This window comes from Mesorhizobium sp. NPDC059054 (assembly GCF_042739215.1).
Taxonomy (GTDB): domain Bacteria; phylum Pseudomonadota; class Alphaproteobacteria; order Rhizobiales; family Rhizobiaceae; genus Mesorhizobium.
Genome location: NZ_JBHYHV010000005.1, coordinates 361,242 through 376,772, shown reverse-complemented (window position 1 = coordinate 376,772; position 15,531 = coordinate 361,242). Strand labels below are relative to the sequence as shown.

The following is a 15,531-nucleotide window of genomic DNA, read 5'->3' as shown; positions in this document are numbered from 1 at the left end:
ATTCAGGCTGCAGCCAGCTCGTTGCCTTGCGCCAGCTGGCTGCCCGGTATGTGGCAGCGAATGAAGCCTGTCTCCGTGCTGCGAACTGGCGGGCGGCTCTCCGCACAGATCTTTCCGATCTGCCGATGGCAGCGGCCCGCGAGAGGACATCCTTGCCCGCCTGCCGACGTCTCACCTGGTGTTGCCGGCGACCTCGAGACGTATTGGTCCTTGCGCAGGCCAGGTGCTGCCTCGAGCAGCATCTGGGTGTAGGGGTGCAGAGGGGATTCGAGCAGGGTGGCCGTGTCGGCCATCTGCAGGAGCTCGCCCCGATAGAGTACAGCTACCTTGTCGGCCAGCTGCTGCACGACAGCCAGATCGTGCGAGATGAACAGCATCGCGACGGAATGCTGTTTCTTCAGCGACTGCAGCAGCTCGACGATGCGCGATTGGACCGACACGTCGAGTGCCGACAGGATCTCGTCGCAGATCAGAAGCTTCGGGTTGACCAGCAGGGCGCGCGCGATGGCGATGCGCTGGCGCTCGCCGCCCGAAAGCTGTTCGGGGAAGCGGTTCAGATAGCCGGCATGCAGGCCGACGCTTTCCAGCACGGTCTCGAGTGTCTTGCTGTCCGATTTGATGCCGAAATGGCGCAGCGGCCGCTCGAGTATCGACCGGATGCGCCGCCGCGGATTGAGCGAGGCATCGGGGTTCTGGAAGATATACTGGATCTGTCGCAACTGCTCGACAGAACGGCGCCGCAACGCCGGCGCCAGCGCGTTTCCATCGAGGCGGATTCCACCCGACCGAGGTTGCAGCCGGCCGCTGATCGCGCGGGCGATGGTCGACTTGCCGCTGCCGGACTCGCCGACGAGGGCGACGACCTCGCCCGCCTTCAGATCGAAGCTGATGTCGCGGGCAACGATGCTGTCGGCTTTGCCGAGAAACGTCCGAAGGACGCTTGGAGACTGGTAGGACAAGGCGAGATCCTCGACGCTGAGCACTGCTCCCACCTCGGTGTCCGGCTGTGGTGACCGGGCCGCTCTGGTCAGTTCCGCCGCGGCGGGTTCGATATCCTTCCAGCGCATGCAGGCGACGGCCCTCTCCTTACCGGCCGGCTCGAGTGTCTGTGGTGTGCTTTTGCAATCCGCCTTTGCGAAGTCGCAGCGCGGTTCGAACTTGCAACCGCTGGGGATCTGGTCCCGCCTCAGCATGCCGCGCAGGCCTCGACCGCTGCTTGCGCCGTCTATCGTCGGGATCGACGCGATCAGGCCGCGCGAATAGGGATGCACCGGCGCCGACAACAACGCGTCGCAAGGTGCGATCTCGACCAACTGGCCGGCATACATCACGCCGACACGGTCCGCGATCTGGCTGAGCAAGGCGAGATCGTGCGTGACGTAGAGCATCGCCATGCCGATGCTGCTTCGAAGACTTTGCAACAGCTGGATGATCTGGCGTTGTGTCGTGACGTCGAGGCCGGTTGTCGGCTCATCCAGAACCAGCAGGTCCGGATTGCACGAGACCGCCATCGCAATCGTTACCCGTTGCTGCTGACCGCCGGAAAGCTCGTGCGGATAACGATGGCCGACATCCGGCAGGCCGACCAAGGTGAACAGCTCCGCGAGGCGGCGCTCCATGGTCATGCCGGCGGGAAGCGCCCGGTGCGTCGTGATCATCTCGCGGATCTGCGCCCCGACCCGCATGCCGGGGCTGAGCGACGTCGTCGGATTTTGGGGGACCAGGGCAACGCGGTTGCCGCGCAGGCGCGCCAGCGATCTGGCGTCGAGTTTCAACAGATCGACGCCATCGAAAAGCACCTCGCCGGTCTGTGCCAGGCTGTTGACCGTGCCGTAGCCGAGCAGGCGATAGGCGACGGTGGATTTGCCGCAGCCGGATTCACCCACCAGCCCGAACGCTTCGCCGCGCGCGATGTCGAAGGAGACGCCCTGGACGACACTCGTCCAATTGCCGGGGCGGCCATAGGCGATGCCGAGATTGCGGACCTCGATCAACGGTCTCATCGTCAAGCTCCCATGACCGGCCGCTGGCCAAGCATGCGCGACAGGCCATCGGTGAAAAGATTGAACCCGATGACGAGGGATGCCAGGCCCAGTCCCGGCCCGAAGACAGTCATCGGCGAGGCGATCAGAAGGTTGCGGTTCTCGCTGATCATCAGCCCCCATTCCGGGGTCGGCGGGCGGATGCCGAAACCCAGGAAGCCGAGAGCTCCGATCAGGATCGGCGCATAGCTCAGCCGCAGCGAGAACTCGACGAGCAGCACATTGGCGGTGTTGGGCAGGATTTCGCGGAAGACGACGGACAACGTGCCTTCGCCGCGGAGTTCGGCAGCGGCGACATATTCGCGGGTCGCGACTTCCATGGCCGCCGCACGCGCGATGCGCGTGATGCGGGGCGCATAGACGATGGCAACCACGACGATGATGAGGGCCGGCTGTCCGGCGAGAGCGGGGCCGGCGGCAATTATCATGACCAGCGCCAATGCCAGGAACGGTATGCTGATCATCGCTTCGACGACACGCTGCAGGATGTCGTCGAGCCAGCCGCCGACATAACCTGAGATAAGACCTATCGCGGCACCCGTGACCATTCCAAGCACGGTGCCCGCGAAGGAAAGCAGAAGCACGATGTGGGCGCCGTACATGAAGCGGCTGAAGACGTCGCGGCCGATCTGGTCGAGGCCCATCGGGTGTTGCCAGGACGCGCCGGAAAGCGGCAGTCCGGCCCCCATTTCGGCATAGCCGTATGGGGTCCAGAACATGCCGACGATCGCGAACAGCAGGTGGACGCCAAGGATGACGGCCCCGGCCTTGAACGGCCCGGGTGCGGTATGCCAGTCCTGAAGGGATCTGGCCGGGCGGGATACGATCGCGCTCATCAGCGTGTCCTCAGGCGTGGTTGCAGCAGGACCGCACAGATGTCGGCGACGAGATTGGCGGCGACATAGACGGCGGCACTGATCATCACGGTTGCCTTGATCAGCGGGATGTCGCGCAGCTGCAGCGCATCGATGAGCAGCGTGCCGAAACCCGGATAGGAGAAGACCCGTTCCACGATCACCACGCCGCCGATGAGGAAGCCGAGGTTCAGTGCCGTCACGTTGAGGGCCGGCACCAGGGCGTTGGGCAGGGCATGCCGCCACAGCACCGCGGAGGGGCGAAGCCCTTTCAGCTCGGCCAGCCGGACATAGTCGGAGCGCAGCACCTCGATCAGGCTGTCGCGCAGCACGCGGATCGCATAGACGGCCATCATGATGGCAAGGGTCGTCGCCGGCAGGATCATCGCACGCAGCATCTCCTGCCAGTTGCTGTTCTCAGAAACCGTCGCCAGCGCCGGCAGGATCGGAATGGCAACGGCGAACAGGAACAGCAGGATCGTCGCCAGCAGGAAATCGGGCAGCGACAGCAGCACCAGCGTGATGACCGAGATGATGTTGTCGACGGCCTTGCCCCGGTTCGTCGCCTGGATGATCGCGGGGACCAAAGCGAGGACGAGATAAAGCGCGAAGGCGAAAAGCGAGAGCAGCAGCGTGTTGACGATGCGGGGGCCGAGCACATCGGCGATCGGCCGCCCGGTCGCCAGCGATGCGCCGAAATCGCCGTGAAGCAGATTGCCGAGCCAGTGGAAGTAGCGGGTCAGCGGCGGTTGGTCGAGATGCAGCTGGCTGCGCAGCACCTCCAGGGCCTTTGCCGTCGCGTCGCGTCCCAGGATGCGGGTCGCGATGTCGCCCGGCAAGGCTTCGAGGATCAGGAAGATCAGGACCGAGACGATCAGGAGTGTCAGGGCCGAGAGCAGGATCCGGCTGGCGAGGAGGCGCAAGATGCTCATTTCAGATCCAATCCAACTGGCGGCGGGGCGGTATCCGGCGGCAGGTGGTCCGGGATGAACGCCGCATCCGTATCGAGGTCGCCTTCCCAGATGTAAAGCAGGACCAGCGGCCTTTCAGCCGAGAGCGTCGCATGCGGCATCCATGGCGGATGATGGATGATCGCCTCGGTGCCGCGCGACACCCAGTCGGCATTTCCAACACGCCAGAACGAGGGGCCGGTGACCGTATAATAGAGCTCGTCGGCGGGGTGGTGGTGGAGTGGGTAGTGGGTCCTGGGGCCGAGGAACATCAGGCCGAATGCGATCTCAGGATCGGTGATCAGTGCGGGCGGACCGCCTTGTGGGCCACAGATGACGCTGTAGCCATAGTTGTCGCCGAAATCGTTGGAAGGCGGGTTGGCAAGGTACGTCTTGCTGCGGGTGATGTGGAGCTGTGGCAGCAGTCCGGACAGCGCTCGCGCCAGCTCGGACGAATCATGCCGGGAAACCAGCTCGCCTTCGCAGGCTTCCTGTATCGGCACGCGGGCCGTCGGCACGGACCTCACCGGCGGCAGGCTGGCCTGCAATGTGCGCAGCCGGGCCGCGTGCGAACGGGACACCGGCATCGCGTCGCCGTCCAGCGCATCCGCGAAGCTTTGCAGGAAGGTCGTCAGGACTTTCATAAAAGCATCCTTTTCCGCGGAACAGGCCTGCTCCGCGGCTCCAGTTTGTGTGAGGCGAAATGCCCGCTATTGGCTGCAGGTCAGCTCGGAATAGTCGATGCGGTTGACGTCGACATTGGGCTTGAAGCCGGTGCAGCCCTTGCGCAGGCCGGCAACGATCGACGTGAACACCGGTAGGATCATGCCGCCTTCCTCGGCGACGATACGTTGCGCGTCACGATAGAGGCCGATGCGCTCCTGCTCGTTGGTGGTCTGGCCGGCCTTGACGACGAGCGCATCGAAGTCGTCGCGCTTCCAGCGGGTCTCGTTCCATTCGGACTTGCTGTTGAGCGACAGCGTCAGGGCTTCTGCCGGCGGACGCGCGCTGGTGTAGGAAATCACGGCTGGCTTCTTCAGCCAGATCGTATCCCAGTAGCCTTCCGCCGGTGACGGGATGACATTGACCTTGATGCCGGCGGGTGCCGCCATCTGGGCGTAGACCTGGGCAAGGAGCAGCATGCCGGGATAGGAATCCGAGGTGTAGAGATCGAACTCGATGCCGTCGGCATGCCCGGCCTCAGCGAGCAGTGCCTTGGCACGTTCGATATCCGCTGTCTTGGCCGGCGTGCCGAGACCCAGCGGCGAACTAGGCGGGATGGGAGCGTCGTTTCCGATCTCGCCATAGCCGAGCAGCACGGTGTCCAGGATCTTCTGGCGGTCCATCACGAGCTTCATCGCTTCACGGACCTTGGGATTGTCGAAGGGCGCCGTGTCCGTCCACACGGCGACGTAGAGCGACGTCGCTCCCGGCGTCGAGACGAGTTCAACGGCCGGATTGTCCTTGAGCGTGATGAGGCTGGTCGGGTCTACTGTCAGCGAGAGGTCGACCGAGCCCGACAGCAGCGCGGACAGCCTGGAGGTCGATTCCAGGCTTGTCGTGATCTCGAGGCAGTCGGCTTTCGGGAGGCCGGCGCGCCAGTAGTTGGCGTTGCGCCGCAGCACCCGGACGGCACCGTTGATGGTGAAGGTCTCCTGCACGAAGGGCCCGGTTCCATCGCCCTTGACGCGCAGGTCTTCCGCTTTGGCGCCATCGGGAACCATCAGGGCGTATTTGGTCGCGATCAGCATCGGCAGCTCGACAACGGGCTGCTTGACCTTGAAGCGCACGGTGTGATCGTCGACGGCGGTGATGCCCTCGGCATCGAGGAAGGCGAGCGTCGAGAAACCGCCGGGCGAAACGGCCGGATCGAGAAGGCGACGGTACGAATAGACGACGTCGGCGGCATCGAAGTCCGAACCGTCGTGGAATTTGACGCCTTTCCTCAGGTGGAACGTCCATTCCGTCGCGTCGGCATTGGACTCCCAGGATTCGGCCAGCACGGGGATCGGCTGCATCGCATTGTTGCGGTCGACCAGGGGCTCGTAGACCGCACGGATATGATAGACGCTGTCGGTGCCGATCAGCGCTGCCGGATCCATCGTCTGCTTTTCGCCGTCGGATTCGTAGCCCAGCACGCGCATGCAGCTCTGCTGCGCAAAAGCCGCGGTGGCCGGCAGCGAACAGGCCCCCAGGAGCAGCGCCAGGGCGGTATTTTTCAGAAGGCTGGTTTTCATATCCGTTCCCCCATTTTTCGGGCTTATCGGGAGACTATGAAAACGCCGCCGTTCCCTTGCAAACGATTAGAATTAACGTCTACATGAACAGAATTCATGTGGCTTCGCGAGAGATGGTCCGGCGTACACTACCACCCCTGACGACCCTGCGGGCCTTCGAAGCCGCGGCACGATTGTTGAGCTTCAAGGGGGCGGCAGAGGAGCTGCGGGTCACGCAGTCGGCGATCAGCCATCAGGTCGCCTCGCTTGAGCGGAACCTGGGCAGGCCACTGTTTCGGCGGCTGCCCGGCCGGGTCGAACTGAGCGAAGAGGGGATGCTGTATTTCCCGGTCGTGCAGGACGCGCTCGACCGCATTTCGCTGACCACGGACCTGATCCGGCAATCCGGCGCGCCGGCATCGCTGACGCTTCAGGTCTACGTCACGGTGGCGGTGCGGTGGCTGATCCCGCGGCTGCAGACGCTACGGGAGACGTCGCCCGAGATCGCAGTCAGTCTGGACGCGAGCCTGCTCGACTGGGAATTCAATCCAGACCGGGCGGATGTCGGCCTCATCTATACGCGCACGCCCAACCGTCCGAACCTGACTTATGTGCTGCTGCGCCGCGAGAAGCTGGTGGCGGTGTGTTCCAGGGACATCGCCAAGGCGATCAAGTCGGTCGATGACCTGCGCCATTTTCCGTTCCTGGCGGTTTCCGGCAGAACCGAGGATGTCTCGATCTGGGCAGAAAGCGTCGGTATCTCCGGTCTCTCGCAGAAATCGTCGCCCCTGTTCGACAGCAATCTGCTCGCCATCGAGGCCGCCGTCAGCGGGCAGGGGATCGTGGTGGTTCCGGAGTTCCTCGTGGAGGCGGATCTCGCCAGCGGCAGCCTGGTTGTGCCGGTCCAGTCCGATATCATGCAACCGGGCGGATGGTATCTCGCCTACCTCCAGCGCCGGGGCGACGAGAAGGCGATACAGAAATTCCAGAACTGGATTAAGTCCCTGTGACGGAAGCCCGCGAGCGGGCTTCCGGTGGTCTGCTTCGGGCTGGTGGCTTGCCGCTCAGTCGGCTTTGCCGTCATAGGTCTTGAGGAAGGTGGCTCCGGCGGAGATATCGGGGGTCATCGAACGATCCTGATCGAGGAAAGGCACCTTTTCGCGGAAGGCATCGTGAAGCTTTGCCGTCGCGGTGGCGAGCCGCCGTTCCGGATGTTCCTTCAGGCGCAGGTCGGCAGCCTGGGCCGCGTGCATCAGTTCCATCGACAGGACGGTGAAGCTGTCGTCAATCTGCTGGCGCACCCGCTCGACGACGTAAGGGGCGTTGGTGCCGACGTCTTCCACACCGCCCGCGATGGGACGTGAGTCGAACGAGGTCGGCTGCGCCAGCGAGCGGGCTTCCGCGGCAATCGCCATCAGCGGCGCTTCCACGACCAGGAAGGCATGATGGGTGTTTTCCGTGCCGAGATAACGCGGCAGTTTCGTGTGGGTTGGATTGTTCAGCTTCAGGACGCGCTCGGACGATGCCGTGGCATGATGCGCCAGCACGATGCCCAGCTCCTCGAACGAAATGACCCACGGCAGCGGCTCGAAATTTGCCGTGGGCAACACCGCGCCGCCCTGGACGTAACCCCTGCGGGCCTGGGGCAGGTCGGACTTCGGCTCGACACCTATGGCAATGCCTGGATTATCATCCGACGAGTTGATCTGGATCTCAACAAGCGCCTTGGTCCTGGCCAAGCTGTCGGCAAAGCTGCCGAGCAGGTATGGCGCGGTGCGGAAGCTCAGCGGGTCCTGCAGGATGCGCTTTTCATCGGCCTGCCACAGATAGCTGCCGGCGAGCACATCGCGAAGTCCGGAAGTCGAATTCACGTAGCTTGGAAACGGCCTCAGGGCCGCGACATCTTCCAGAAGCGGGGAAACGTTTCCGTTCAACCCTTCCAGGCTGAGACCGTAGACCAACTGCGAGGTTTCCAGCAGCTGTTCGGCATCGTGGATGGCGATGGAGGCCAGTGCCGCGGCGTAGGCGTTGGAACTCAGGATCGCCAGCCCGTCCTTGCCGAACGGCTTCAGCGGTTCGATGCCGGCTTCGTCCAGCGCCTGCTTGGCGGGCATGCGGCGGTCCTTGTAATAGACCTCGCCTTCACCCAGCATGGCCAGGCCGATATGGCTGAGCAGCGTCATGTCTGCCTGGCCGACGGAGCCGCGCGACGGCATCACCGGCGTGATGCCTTTGTTCAGGAATGCGACGAGCATCTCGACGACATGTGGCTGAACGCCCGGGCCGCCCGTCAGGATATTGTTCAGGCGAACCGCCATCGCGGCACGAACGACCGGAACCGCGGTGTCAGGACCGACGCCGACGGAATGGGCGCGCAGCAGCCCCTCGTTGAACTCCCGCGAAGCCTCCATCAGTTCAGGCGTCAGTTCGCCCTTGGCGTCGACCATCTTGCGGTCCTTGTTCCAGCCGACGCCGACGGTCAGGCCGTAGATTTCCTGCCCTTCCTTTGCGCCCTGCAGGAGCACGGCATAGGCACGCTTGACCTTGTCGAGGCTTTCGTCGCTGACCGAGACGTTTTCTCCGTTGGCCACGCGAACGATCATTTCGGGCGTGGCGTCGTGGCCGCTCAAAGCCACATCCGCGAGGGCAGTGCCGGACAGGAGCAGGACGATGCCGATCGTTCCGGATAGAAGGCGCAGGCTTTTCATGAGTATCCCCTGAAGTTGTTTCGGGGGGACTATCGAAAGTTAGAAACACGCCCGCAAATGATGAGTTTTTACGTCCACTTGAACAAAATTCATGACCTTGGCAGCTTATGCTGACCCATCCGGCAAGCGTCCAGCCTGCCCGCCAGGCTTAAGGAGAGCATTTTCATGGCCCAGTTCATCAACAGGCGCGAAGACGTCGTCACCGAGGCGATCGACGGCGTGCTCGCTCTCTCCGGCGGCGCGCTGACCCGTCTCGACGGCTATCCGCATATCCGCGTCGTTCTGCGCAGCGACTGGGACAAGTCCAAGGTGGCGATCGTCTCTGGCGGCGGCTCCGGCCACGAGCCGGCCCATGTAGGCTTCGTCGGCAGGGGCATGCTGACGGCGGCCGTCTGCGGCGACGTCTTCGCCTCGCCCAGCGTCGATGCGGTGCTCGCAGGCATCCTGGCCGTCACCGGTCCGGCCGGCTGCCTGCTCATCGTCAAGAACTACACCGGTGACCGGCTGAATTTCGGCCTCGCCGCCGAGCGCGCGCGGGCTTTTGGCCTCAACGTCTCCATGGTGATCGTCGGCGACGACATCGCGCTGCCCGACCAGCCGCAGGCGCGCGGCGTCGCCGGCACGCTGTTCGTGCACAAGATCACCGGCGCGCTCGCCGAACGTGGCGCCGACCTCGACGCAGTGACGGCCGCCGCCAAGCGCGTCATCGCCGGCACGCGCTCCATCGGCATGTCGCTAGACACCTGCCGCGTGCCCGGCTCGCCGAAGGAAGACCGCATTCCTGAAGGCAAGGCCGAACTCGGCCTCGGCATCCATGGCGAGGCCGGCGTAGACCAGATCGACTTCGCCGGCGCCCGTGCCGCGGTCGCGAGCATGGCCGACAGGCTGGCGGCCGTCATGGGCGAGGGGCAGCATGTGGCGCTGATAAACAATCTTGGCGGCACCTCGGTCGTGGAAATGTCGGTGCTCGGGCATGATCTCCTCGGCTCCTCCGTGGGCGCAAGGATCAGCCACGCGGTCGGTCCGGCTCCGCTGATGACCTCGCTCGACATGCAGGGCTTTTCGATCTCGGTCTTTGCCGCCAATGCGGCCGAGCTGGAACTGTTGAAGGCACCCGTGCCGATGGTTGCCTGGCCGGGCGTCTCCGAGGTCCGGCCCATTGCCGTTGCCGCCTTGCCGGACGGCTTGACGCCGATCATGCCGATGCCGTCCAATCATGCGGCGACACGCGCTTTCCTGATCGACTGCTGCAACGTGCTGATCGCCGCGGAGCAGGACCTCAACGCCCTCGACGCCAAGTCCGGCGACGGCGATACCGGCTCGACCTTGGCCGGGGCGGCGAGTGCGTTGATCAACGCCATCGACCGCCTGCCGCTGTCGGATCACACGCAACTCCTGCGTGCCATCGGCCTGGAACTCAGCCAGACGATGGGTGGCTCGTCCGGCGTGCTGCTTGCCATTTTCTTCGCCGCTGCCGGTGATGGCGCATCGAGCGGCCTGCCGATACGCGAGGCGCTGCGGGCCGGGCTCGCCCGCATGCAGGAGATCGGTGGCGCCCATATCGGCGATCGCACCATGGTGGATGCGCTCGCGCCCGCGCTCGAAGCGCTTGGCGAGGGCATGACCGCCGCCGCCGTTGCCGCCCGCCAGGGCGCGAACTTCACCGCGACGCTCACCCGCGCCAAGGCGGGCCGCGCCGCCTACATCAACGCCCGACAGCTCGAAGGTCACGTCGACCCCGGCGCCGAGGCGGTGGCAAGGCTGTTCGAGCATCTGGCGGCCCAGCCATCGCCTGCTGGTCGCTTGTGACCGAAGTCACGCTGCCGGCGATGTTGTCGAGGCTTTCAATTCGGCAGTCTTGATTTCCACCCAGGAGATGCCGAAGGTCCGCGAGAGCGTTTCCGTTTTTCACGGAAACGCGGAAGCGCTCTAACTCTTTGTTTTTGCGTAATTCCGGACGCAAAATCGCTGCGCACTTTTGCTGGAATTACTCCAGCGTCGAAACAGGGATGAACGACATGGCCACCTTTATCCTGATCGCCGGAGGCTGGCAGGGCGGCTGGGTCTACCAGAAGGTGGCCGAATTGCTGACCGCGCACGGGCATAAGGCTTTACCGATCACGCTTTCGGGGCTTGGCGACGTTCCGGCCCCGACGGCCAATCTTGAAACCCACATCGGTGAGGTCGCCGCCATCGTGAAGGGGCAGCGCGACGATCTGGTTCTTGTCGGACAGTCCTATGGCGGCATGGTGGTCAGCGGCGCGGCGGATGCCGAGCCATCACAGATCAAGGCATTGGTCTATGTCGATGCCTATGTGCCCGATACCGACGACTCCGTCTGGTCGCTGACGACACCCCGGTTTCGGGACATGTTCATCGCGGGTGCGAAGACTGATGGACTGAACTGCATGCCGCCGCCCAAAATGGACCCGCGCTGCCGGCCGCAGCCGATGGGAACGTTTCTCCAGGCCGTCACACTCAGCGGCCGCTGGCGCGAGGTGCCGCGCAAGACTTTCGTCGGCGCACATGGCTGGGATGGAAGCCCGTTCCTCGACCTTTATCGGCGCTTGAGCGGCGATCCGGAGTGGTCGACCTTTTCCCTCGATTGCGGGCACAATGTAGCCCGGCTGCAGCCGGAGGCCCTGACCGAGATATTGCTGGCTCAGCTTTGACCCAATGCGTTGAAGAAACGCTCTAAAGCGCCTTCACCACCACCGCCTGCGGCTGCTCGATCTCGAGCGGGTTGCGCAGCGGCAGGCCGAATTCCGGCGCCTCGATCTCGAACACGTCGTCGGCCTCGGCGCGTATGCCGTCCGCGAAGGAGAGCGTTGCGGTGCCGAACATGTGCACGTGCACATCGCCGGGCCGGCGAAACAGCGCATATTTGAAATGGTGGTGTTCGAGATTGGCGATCGTGTGCGACATGTTGGTTTCGCCCGACAGGAACGGCTTCTGCCACAGTTCCTTGCCGTCGCGCAGGATGCGCGATGTACCGCGGATATCGGCCGGCAAGTCGCCGATCAGGATCTCCGGGCCGAAGGACGCATTCCTCAGTTTCGAATGGGCGAGATAGAGATAGTTCACCCGTTCGGTGACGTGATCGGAGAACTCGTTCGACAGCGCAAAGCCGACGCGGAACGGTTGGCGATCGTCGCCGATCACATAGATGCCGGCGATCTCCGGCTCTTCGCCGGCGTCTTCGGCGAAGGCTGGCGAGAGCAGGGCCGCTCCCGGCGCCACCGCCATCGTGCCGTTGCCCTTGTAGAACCACTCCGGTTGCACGCCGGTCTGGCCCGCGGCCGGCTTGCCCGCTTCCAGGCCCATGCGGAACATCTTCATGGAATCGGTGAGTTGCTCTTCGCCCTCCGCGTTGAGCTTCTTGTGCATGGCGTCGCGTGCGGCGGCAGAGCCGAGATGTGTGAGGCCGGTGCCGGTGAGGTGCAGATGCGCCGGGTCGGGATGGTTGATCGGCGACAGCAGCCGGCCCTTGCGGTAGAGCCCTTCGAGGTCGACCGTGTCGGCGAGGCCTTTCTTCTCGATCAGCGCTTCCAGCCCAGTGCCCGTGCGCGCCGCTTCCGTCGCCAGCGAATAGACGCTGCGGGCGCCTGTGACAATGCGGGCCTTGCCGCCGTTGCGCGCCACGACACGAATGGCGTCGCTCTCGTCGAGAAACTGGGAGATCAGCATGATGGCCCTCTTTCTGTCGTGCCGGGTTCCTGAAAACCCGACAAAATTCGTCCTTCACGGGCCGGTTGGCGGTCCGCGTTCAAGTCGTCCGTTCGGATGTTGCCCGCGGGGCTTCGCTGCCCCGACTATGCGGCCGGTTACCGGCCCGCGAGCTGTCCCGTCTTTCGGTCGGAGCGGAAGATCCGCTCCATTTTCTCTGTTTGCCCGGCCTAGGCTTTTTTCTTGTTGTAGAGGTCGAAGGCGACAGCGCCGAGCAGCACAAGGCCCTTGATGACCTGCTGCCAGTCGATGTTGATGCCCATGATGCCCATGCCGTTGTTCATGACGCCCATGATGAAGGCGCCGATGACCGCACCGGCCACTTCGCCGACACCGCCCATCGCCGAAGCGCCGCCCACGAACACCGCGGCGATCACGTCGAGCTCCATGCCGGCGCCTGCCTTCGGCGTCGCCTGGTTGAGGCGCGCGGCATAGATCAGGCCGGCCAGTGCCGCCAGCATGCCCATGATGACGAAGACGTAGAAGGTGAGCCGCTCGGTCTTGATGCCGGAAAGAGCAGCCGCCTTGATGTTGCCGCCCATGGCGAAGATGCGTCGGCCGAAGGTCATGCGCTTGGTGATGAATACGAACAGCGCCGTCAGGATGCCCATCACGATCAGCACATTGGGCAGGCCCCGGTAGGACGCGAACTTGTACATCAGGAACATGATGATGACGGCCATGATGGCGTTCTTGACCAGGAACAGGCCGAAGGGCTCGGTGTCATGGCCGTGGCGTTCCTGCGCGCGCCGCGTGCGCATGGCGAGATAGAACATCAATGCCACGATCAGCACGCCGATCACCATGGTGGTCGAATGAAGCGCGATGCCGGTGTTGGGGATGGCGTTGCCCGAGGCATTGAGCGCCGGCGCAACGATCGTCCATCGGCCGATGAGGTCGGGGATGAAGCCGGCCGACAGCATCTGGAATTCGGTCGGGAAGGGGCCGACGGAGCGGCCGCCGAGCAGGGCGAGCAGTAGACCCTTGAACACCAGCATCCCGGCCAGCGTCACGATGAAGGACGGGATCTTCATATAGGCGACGAAGTAGCCCTGCGCCCCGCCGATGACGGCGCCGACCGCGATGCAGGCCACCGCGGCAAGCAGCGGGTTCCACCCGTAGTCCACCATCAGCACCGCTGCGACCGCGCCGACGAAGCCGGCGACGGACCCGACCGAAAGATCGATATGGCCGGCCACGATGACCAGCAGCATGCCGAGCGCCATCACGATGATGTAGGAGTTCTGCAGCACCACATTGGTGAGGTTGACCGGCAGGAACAGGATGCCGTTGGTCATCACCTGGAAGAACACCATGATGATGATCAGGGCCAGCACCAGCCCGTATTCGCGCAGGTTCTCCTTCAGCGCATCGCGCATGGACTGCCTGGCCGGAGCCGCTTCGGCGGGCGTTGCGGTTTCCGTTGTCATGATGCCGCTTTCTCCTCCCCGCGGACGATCGCCCGCATGATCTTTTCCTGGCTGGCCTCGTGTCCGGCGAGTTCGCCGACGATGCGGCCCTCGTTGAGCACATAGATGCGGTCGCAGATGCCGAGCAGCTCCGGCATCTCGGACGAGATGACCAGTATGCCTTTGCCCTCATCGGCCAGCTTGTTGATGATGGTGTAGATTTCGTATTTGGCGCCGACGTCGATGCCGCGCGTCGGCTCGTCGAGGATCAGCACGTCGGGATTGGAAAACAGCCATTTCGACAGCACCACCTTCTGCTGGTTGCCGCCCGAAAGGTTGCCGGTGACCTGGTAGACGCTGGAGGAGCGGATGTTGGTACGCTTGCGGAATTCTTTGGCGACTTTCAGCTCGTTCATGTCGTCGATGACACCGGCTTTCGAGGAGACGCCCGGCAGATTGGCGATCGTCACATTGTGCTTGATGTGGTCGATCAGGTTGAGGCCGTAGGTCTTGCGGTCCTCCGTGGCATAGGCGAGGCCGGCGGCCACCGCCTTCTCCACCGTCGTCGTGTCGGCGGTCTTGCCGTGCAGCAGCACCTCGCCGCTTACTTTGGTGCCGTAGCTGCGGCCGAACACGCTCATGGCGAATTCCGTGCGGCCGGCGCCCATCAGGCCGGCGATGCCGACGACCTCGCCCTTGCGCACCGACAGGTTGATGCCCTTGATGATCTGGCGGTCGGGGTGCAGCGGATGGTGCACGACCCAGTCCTTCACCTCGAAGATGGTCTCGCCGATCCTCGGCGTACGCGTCGGATAACGGTCTTCCATGGTACGGCCGACCATGGAGGTGATGATGCGGTCCTCGCTGACGTCGTCGCGATCCATAGTCTCGATGGTGCGGCCGTCGCGGATGACGGTGACGCGGTCGGCCACCTTCTTCACTTCGTTGAGCTTGTGCGAGATCAGGATCGCCGTCATGCCCTGGCGCTTGAATTCCAGCAAAAGGTCGAGCAGCGCCTGGCTGTCCTTCTCGGAAAGGCTGGCGGTCGGCTCGTCCAGGATCAGCAGCCTGACTTCCTTCGACAGCGCCTTGGCGATCTCCACCAGTTGCTGCTTGCCGACGCCTATATTGGTGATCAGCGTGTCCGGATTTTCGTTGAGGCCGACGCGCGCCAGCAGCTTCTTGGCGCGACTGCGCGCCGAGTGCCAGTCGATGACGCCGAAGCTGGCCTGTTCGTTGCCGAGGAAGATGTTCTCGGTGATCGACAGGAGCGGCACCAGCGCCAGCTCCTGGTGGATGATGACGATGCCGACGCGCTCGCTGTCATGGATGCCGTTGAAGCGGCATTCCTGACCGTCGAAATGGATTTCGCCTTCATAGCTGCCATGGGGATAGACGCCGGAAAGCACCTTCATCAGCGTCGACTTGCCGGCGCCGTTCTCGCCGACGATGGCGTGGATCTCGCCTTCCTGGACGTTGAGATTGACGTCCTGCAGGGCTTTCACCCCGGGAAACGTCTTGGTGATGCCGCGCATCTCCAGAATGGTTTTTGCCATCGCCGAACCCGATGCCTGTGGAGCCAGCCCGTGAGAGCCGGTTTCCCATGATACAGAACGGCCCGAGAGC

The 15,531-nt window shown here is 63.9% G+C and carries 12 protein-coding genes; 3 read left to right on the top strand and 9 right to left on the bottom strand.

Annotated elements, in window-relative coordinates; genetic code table 11:
- Window positions 1-2 precede the first annotated feature (2 nt).
- From ACFWXH_RS22740 to ACFWXH_RS22720, 5 genes are all read right to left on the bottom strand, one after another.
- On the bottom strand, window positions 3-2,003 hold the full coding sequence (locus ACFWXH_RS22740; protein WP_379123602.1) for a dipeptide ABC transporter ATP-binding protein: 2,001 nt from the start codon (window positions 2,001-2,003) through the stop codon (window positions 3-5).
- Window positions 2,004-2,005: 2 nt separating this feature from the next.
- The gene (locus tag ACFWXH_RS22735) at window positions 2,006-2,878 is read right to left on the bottom strand and encodes an ABC transporter permease (protein ID WP_379123601.1); all 873 of its coding nucleotides are present in this window, start codon (window positions 2,876-2,878) and stop codon (window positions 2,006-2,008) included.
- Window positions 2,878-3,828, bottom strand: a complete 951-nt coding sequence (locus tag ACFWXH_RS22730) for an ABC transporter permease (RefSeq protein WP_379123600.1) — start codon at window positions 3,826-3,828, stop codon at window positions 2,878-2,880. Before ACFWXH_RS22730 ends, ACFWXH_RS22735 begins: the two co-directional genes overlap by 1 nt.
- Window positions 3,825-4,490, bottom strand: coding sequence for a dimethylsulfonioproprionate lyase family protein (locus tag ACFWXH_RS22725; RefSeq protein WP_379123599.1), 666 nt, complete (start codon window positions 4,488-4,490; stop codon window positions 3,825-3,827). The genes ACFWXH_RS22730 and ACFWXH_RS22725 overlap by 4 nt, the downstream gene beginning before the upstream one ends.
- A 66-nt stretch (window positions 4,491-4,556) precedes the next feature.
- Window positions 4,557-6,083, bottom strand: a complete 1,527-nt coding sequence (locus ACFWXH_RS22720) for an ABC transporter substrate-binding protein (protein ID WP_379123598.1) — start codon at window positions 6,081-6,083, stop codon at window positions 4,557-4,559.
- Between the two features lie 83 nt (window positions 6,084-6,166).
- Between ACFWXH_RS22720 and ACFWXH_RS22715 the strand changes: the two genes are divergently transcribed.
- Window positions 6,167-7,072, top strand: coding sequence for a LysR substrate-binding domain-containing protein (locus ACFWXH_RS22715; RefSeq protein ID WP_379123597.1), 906 nt, complete (start codon window positions 6,167-6,169; stop codon window positions 7,070-7,072).
- Window positions 7,073-7,126: 54 nt separating this feature from the next.
- On the opposite strand, the gene hutH is transcribed toward ACFWXH_RS22715, so the two are convergent.
- Window positions 7,127-8,770 (bottom strand): histidine ammonia-lyase, encoded by a 1,644-nt coding sequence (gene hutH, locus ACFWXH_RS22710; protein WP_379123596.1) that lies wholly within the window; start codon window positions 8,768-8,770, stop codon window positions 7,127-7,129.
- A gap of 165 nt (window positions 8,771-8,935) precedes the next feature.
- On the opposite strand from hutH, the gene ACFWXH_RS22705 reads away from it, so the two are divergent.
- Both ACFWXH_RS22705 and ACFWXH_RS22700 read left to right on the top strand, forming a co-directional pair.
- Complete coding sequence (locus tag ACFWXH_RS22705) at window positions 8,936-10,579, top strand: dihydroxyacetone kinase subunit DhaK (protein WP_379123595.1); 1,644 nt, start codon at window positions 8,936-8,938, stop codon at window positions 10,577-10,579.
- Window positions 10,580-10,788: 209 nt separating this feature from the next.
- A complete protein-coding gene (locus ACFWXH_RS22700) occupies window positions 10,789-11,442 on the top strand; it encodes an alpha/beta fold hydrolase (RefSeq protein WP_379123594.1) in 654 nt (217 codons plus the stop codon).
- A 22-nt stretch (window positions 11,443-11,464) separates the two neighbouring features.
- On the opposite strand, the gene araD1 is transcribed toward ACFWXH_RS22700, so the two are convergent.
- From araD1 to mmsA, 3 genes are all read right to left on the bottom strand, one after another.
- On the bottom strand, window positions 11,465-12,457 hold the full coding sequence (araD1, locus tag ACFWXH_RS22695) for an AraD1 family protein (protein WP_379123593.1): 993 nt from the start codon (window positions 12,455-12,457) through the stop codon (window positions 11,465-11,467).
- A gap of 209 nt (window positions 12,458-12,666) precedes the next feature.
- The gene (gene mmsB, locus ACFWXH_RS22690; RefSeq protein WP_379123592.1) at window positions 12,667-13,926 is read right to left on the bottom strand and encodes a multiple monosaccharide ABC transporter permease; all 1,260 of its coding nucleotides are present in this window, start codon (window positions 13,924-13,926) and stop codon (window positions 12,667-12,669) included.
- On the bottom strand, window positions 13,923-15,461 hold the full coding sequence (mmsA, locus tag ACFWXH_RS22685; protein ID WP_379123591.1) for a multiple monosaccharide ABC transporter ATP-binding protein: 1,539 nt from the start codon (window positions 15,459-15,461) through the stop codon (window positions 13,923-13,925). The genes mmsB and mmsA overlap by 4 nt, the downstream gene beginning before the upstream one ends.
- Between the last annotated feature and the right edge of the window lie 70 nt (window positions 15,462-15,531).

Excerpts from the sequence above, each read along its gene's own strand:
- ACFWXH_RS22740 (WP_379123602.1), bottom strand. The coding sequence starts at position 2,003 with ATGAGACCGTTGATCGAGGTCCGCAATCTCGGCATCGCCTATGGCCGC.
- ACFWXH_RS22735 (WP_379123601.1), bottom strand. The coding sequence starts at position 2,878 with ATGAGCGCGATCGTATCCCGCCCGGCCAGATCCCTTCAGGACTGGCAT.
- ACFWXH_RS22730 (WP_379123600.1), bottom strand. The coding sequence starts at position 3,828 with ATGAGCATCTTGCGCCTCCTCGCCAGCCGGATCCTGCTCTCGGCCCTG.
- ACFWXH_RS22725 (WP_379123599.1), bottom strand. The coding sequence starts at position 4,490 with ATGAAAGTCCTGACGACCTTCCTGCAAAGCTTCGCGGATGCGCTGGAC.
- ACFWXH_RS22720 (WP_379123598.1), bottom strand. The coding sequence starts at position 6,083 with ATGAAAACCAGCCTTCTGAAAAATACCGCCCTGGCGCTGCTCCTGGGG.
- ACFWXH_RS22715 (WP_379123597.1), top strand. The coding sequence starts at position 6,167 with ATGAACAGAATTCATGTGGCTTCGCGAGAGATGGTCCGGCGTACACTA.
- hutH (WP_379123596.1), bottom strand. The coding sequence starts at position 8,770 with ATGAAAAGCCTGCGCCTTCTATCCGGAACGATCGGCATCGTCCTGCTC.
- ACFWXH_RS22705 (WP_379123595.1), top strand. The coding sequence starts at position 8,936 with ATGGCCCAGTTCATCAACAGGCGCGAAGACGTCGTCACCGAGGCGATC.
- ACFWXH_RS22700 (WP_379123594.1), top strand. The coding sequence starts at position 10,789 with ATGGCCACCTTTATCCTGATCGCCGGAGGCTGGCAGGGCGGCTGGGTC.
- araD1 (WP_379123593.1), bottom strand. The coding sequence starts at position 12,457 with ATGCTGATCTCCCAGTTTCTCGACGAGAGCGACGCCATTCGTGTCGTG.
- mmsB (WP_379123592.1), bottom strand. The coding sequence starts at position 13,926 with ATGACAACGGAAACCGCAACGCCCGCCGAAGCGGCTCCGGCCAGGCAG.
- mmsA (WP_379123591.1), bottom strand. The coding sequence starts at position 15,461 with ATGGCAAAAACCATTCTGGAGATGCGCGGCATCACCAAGACGTTTCCC.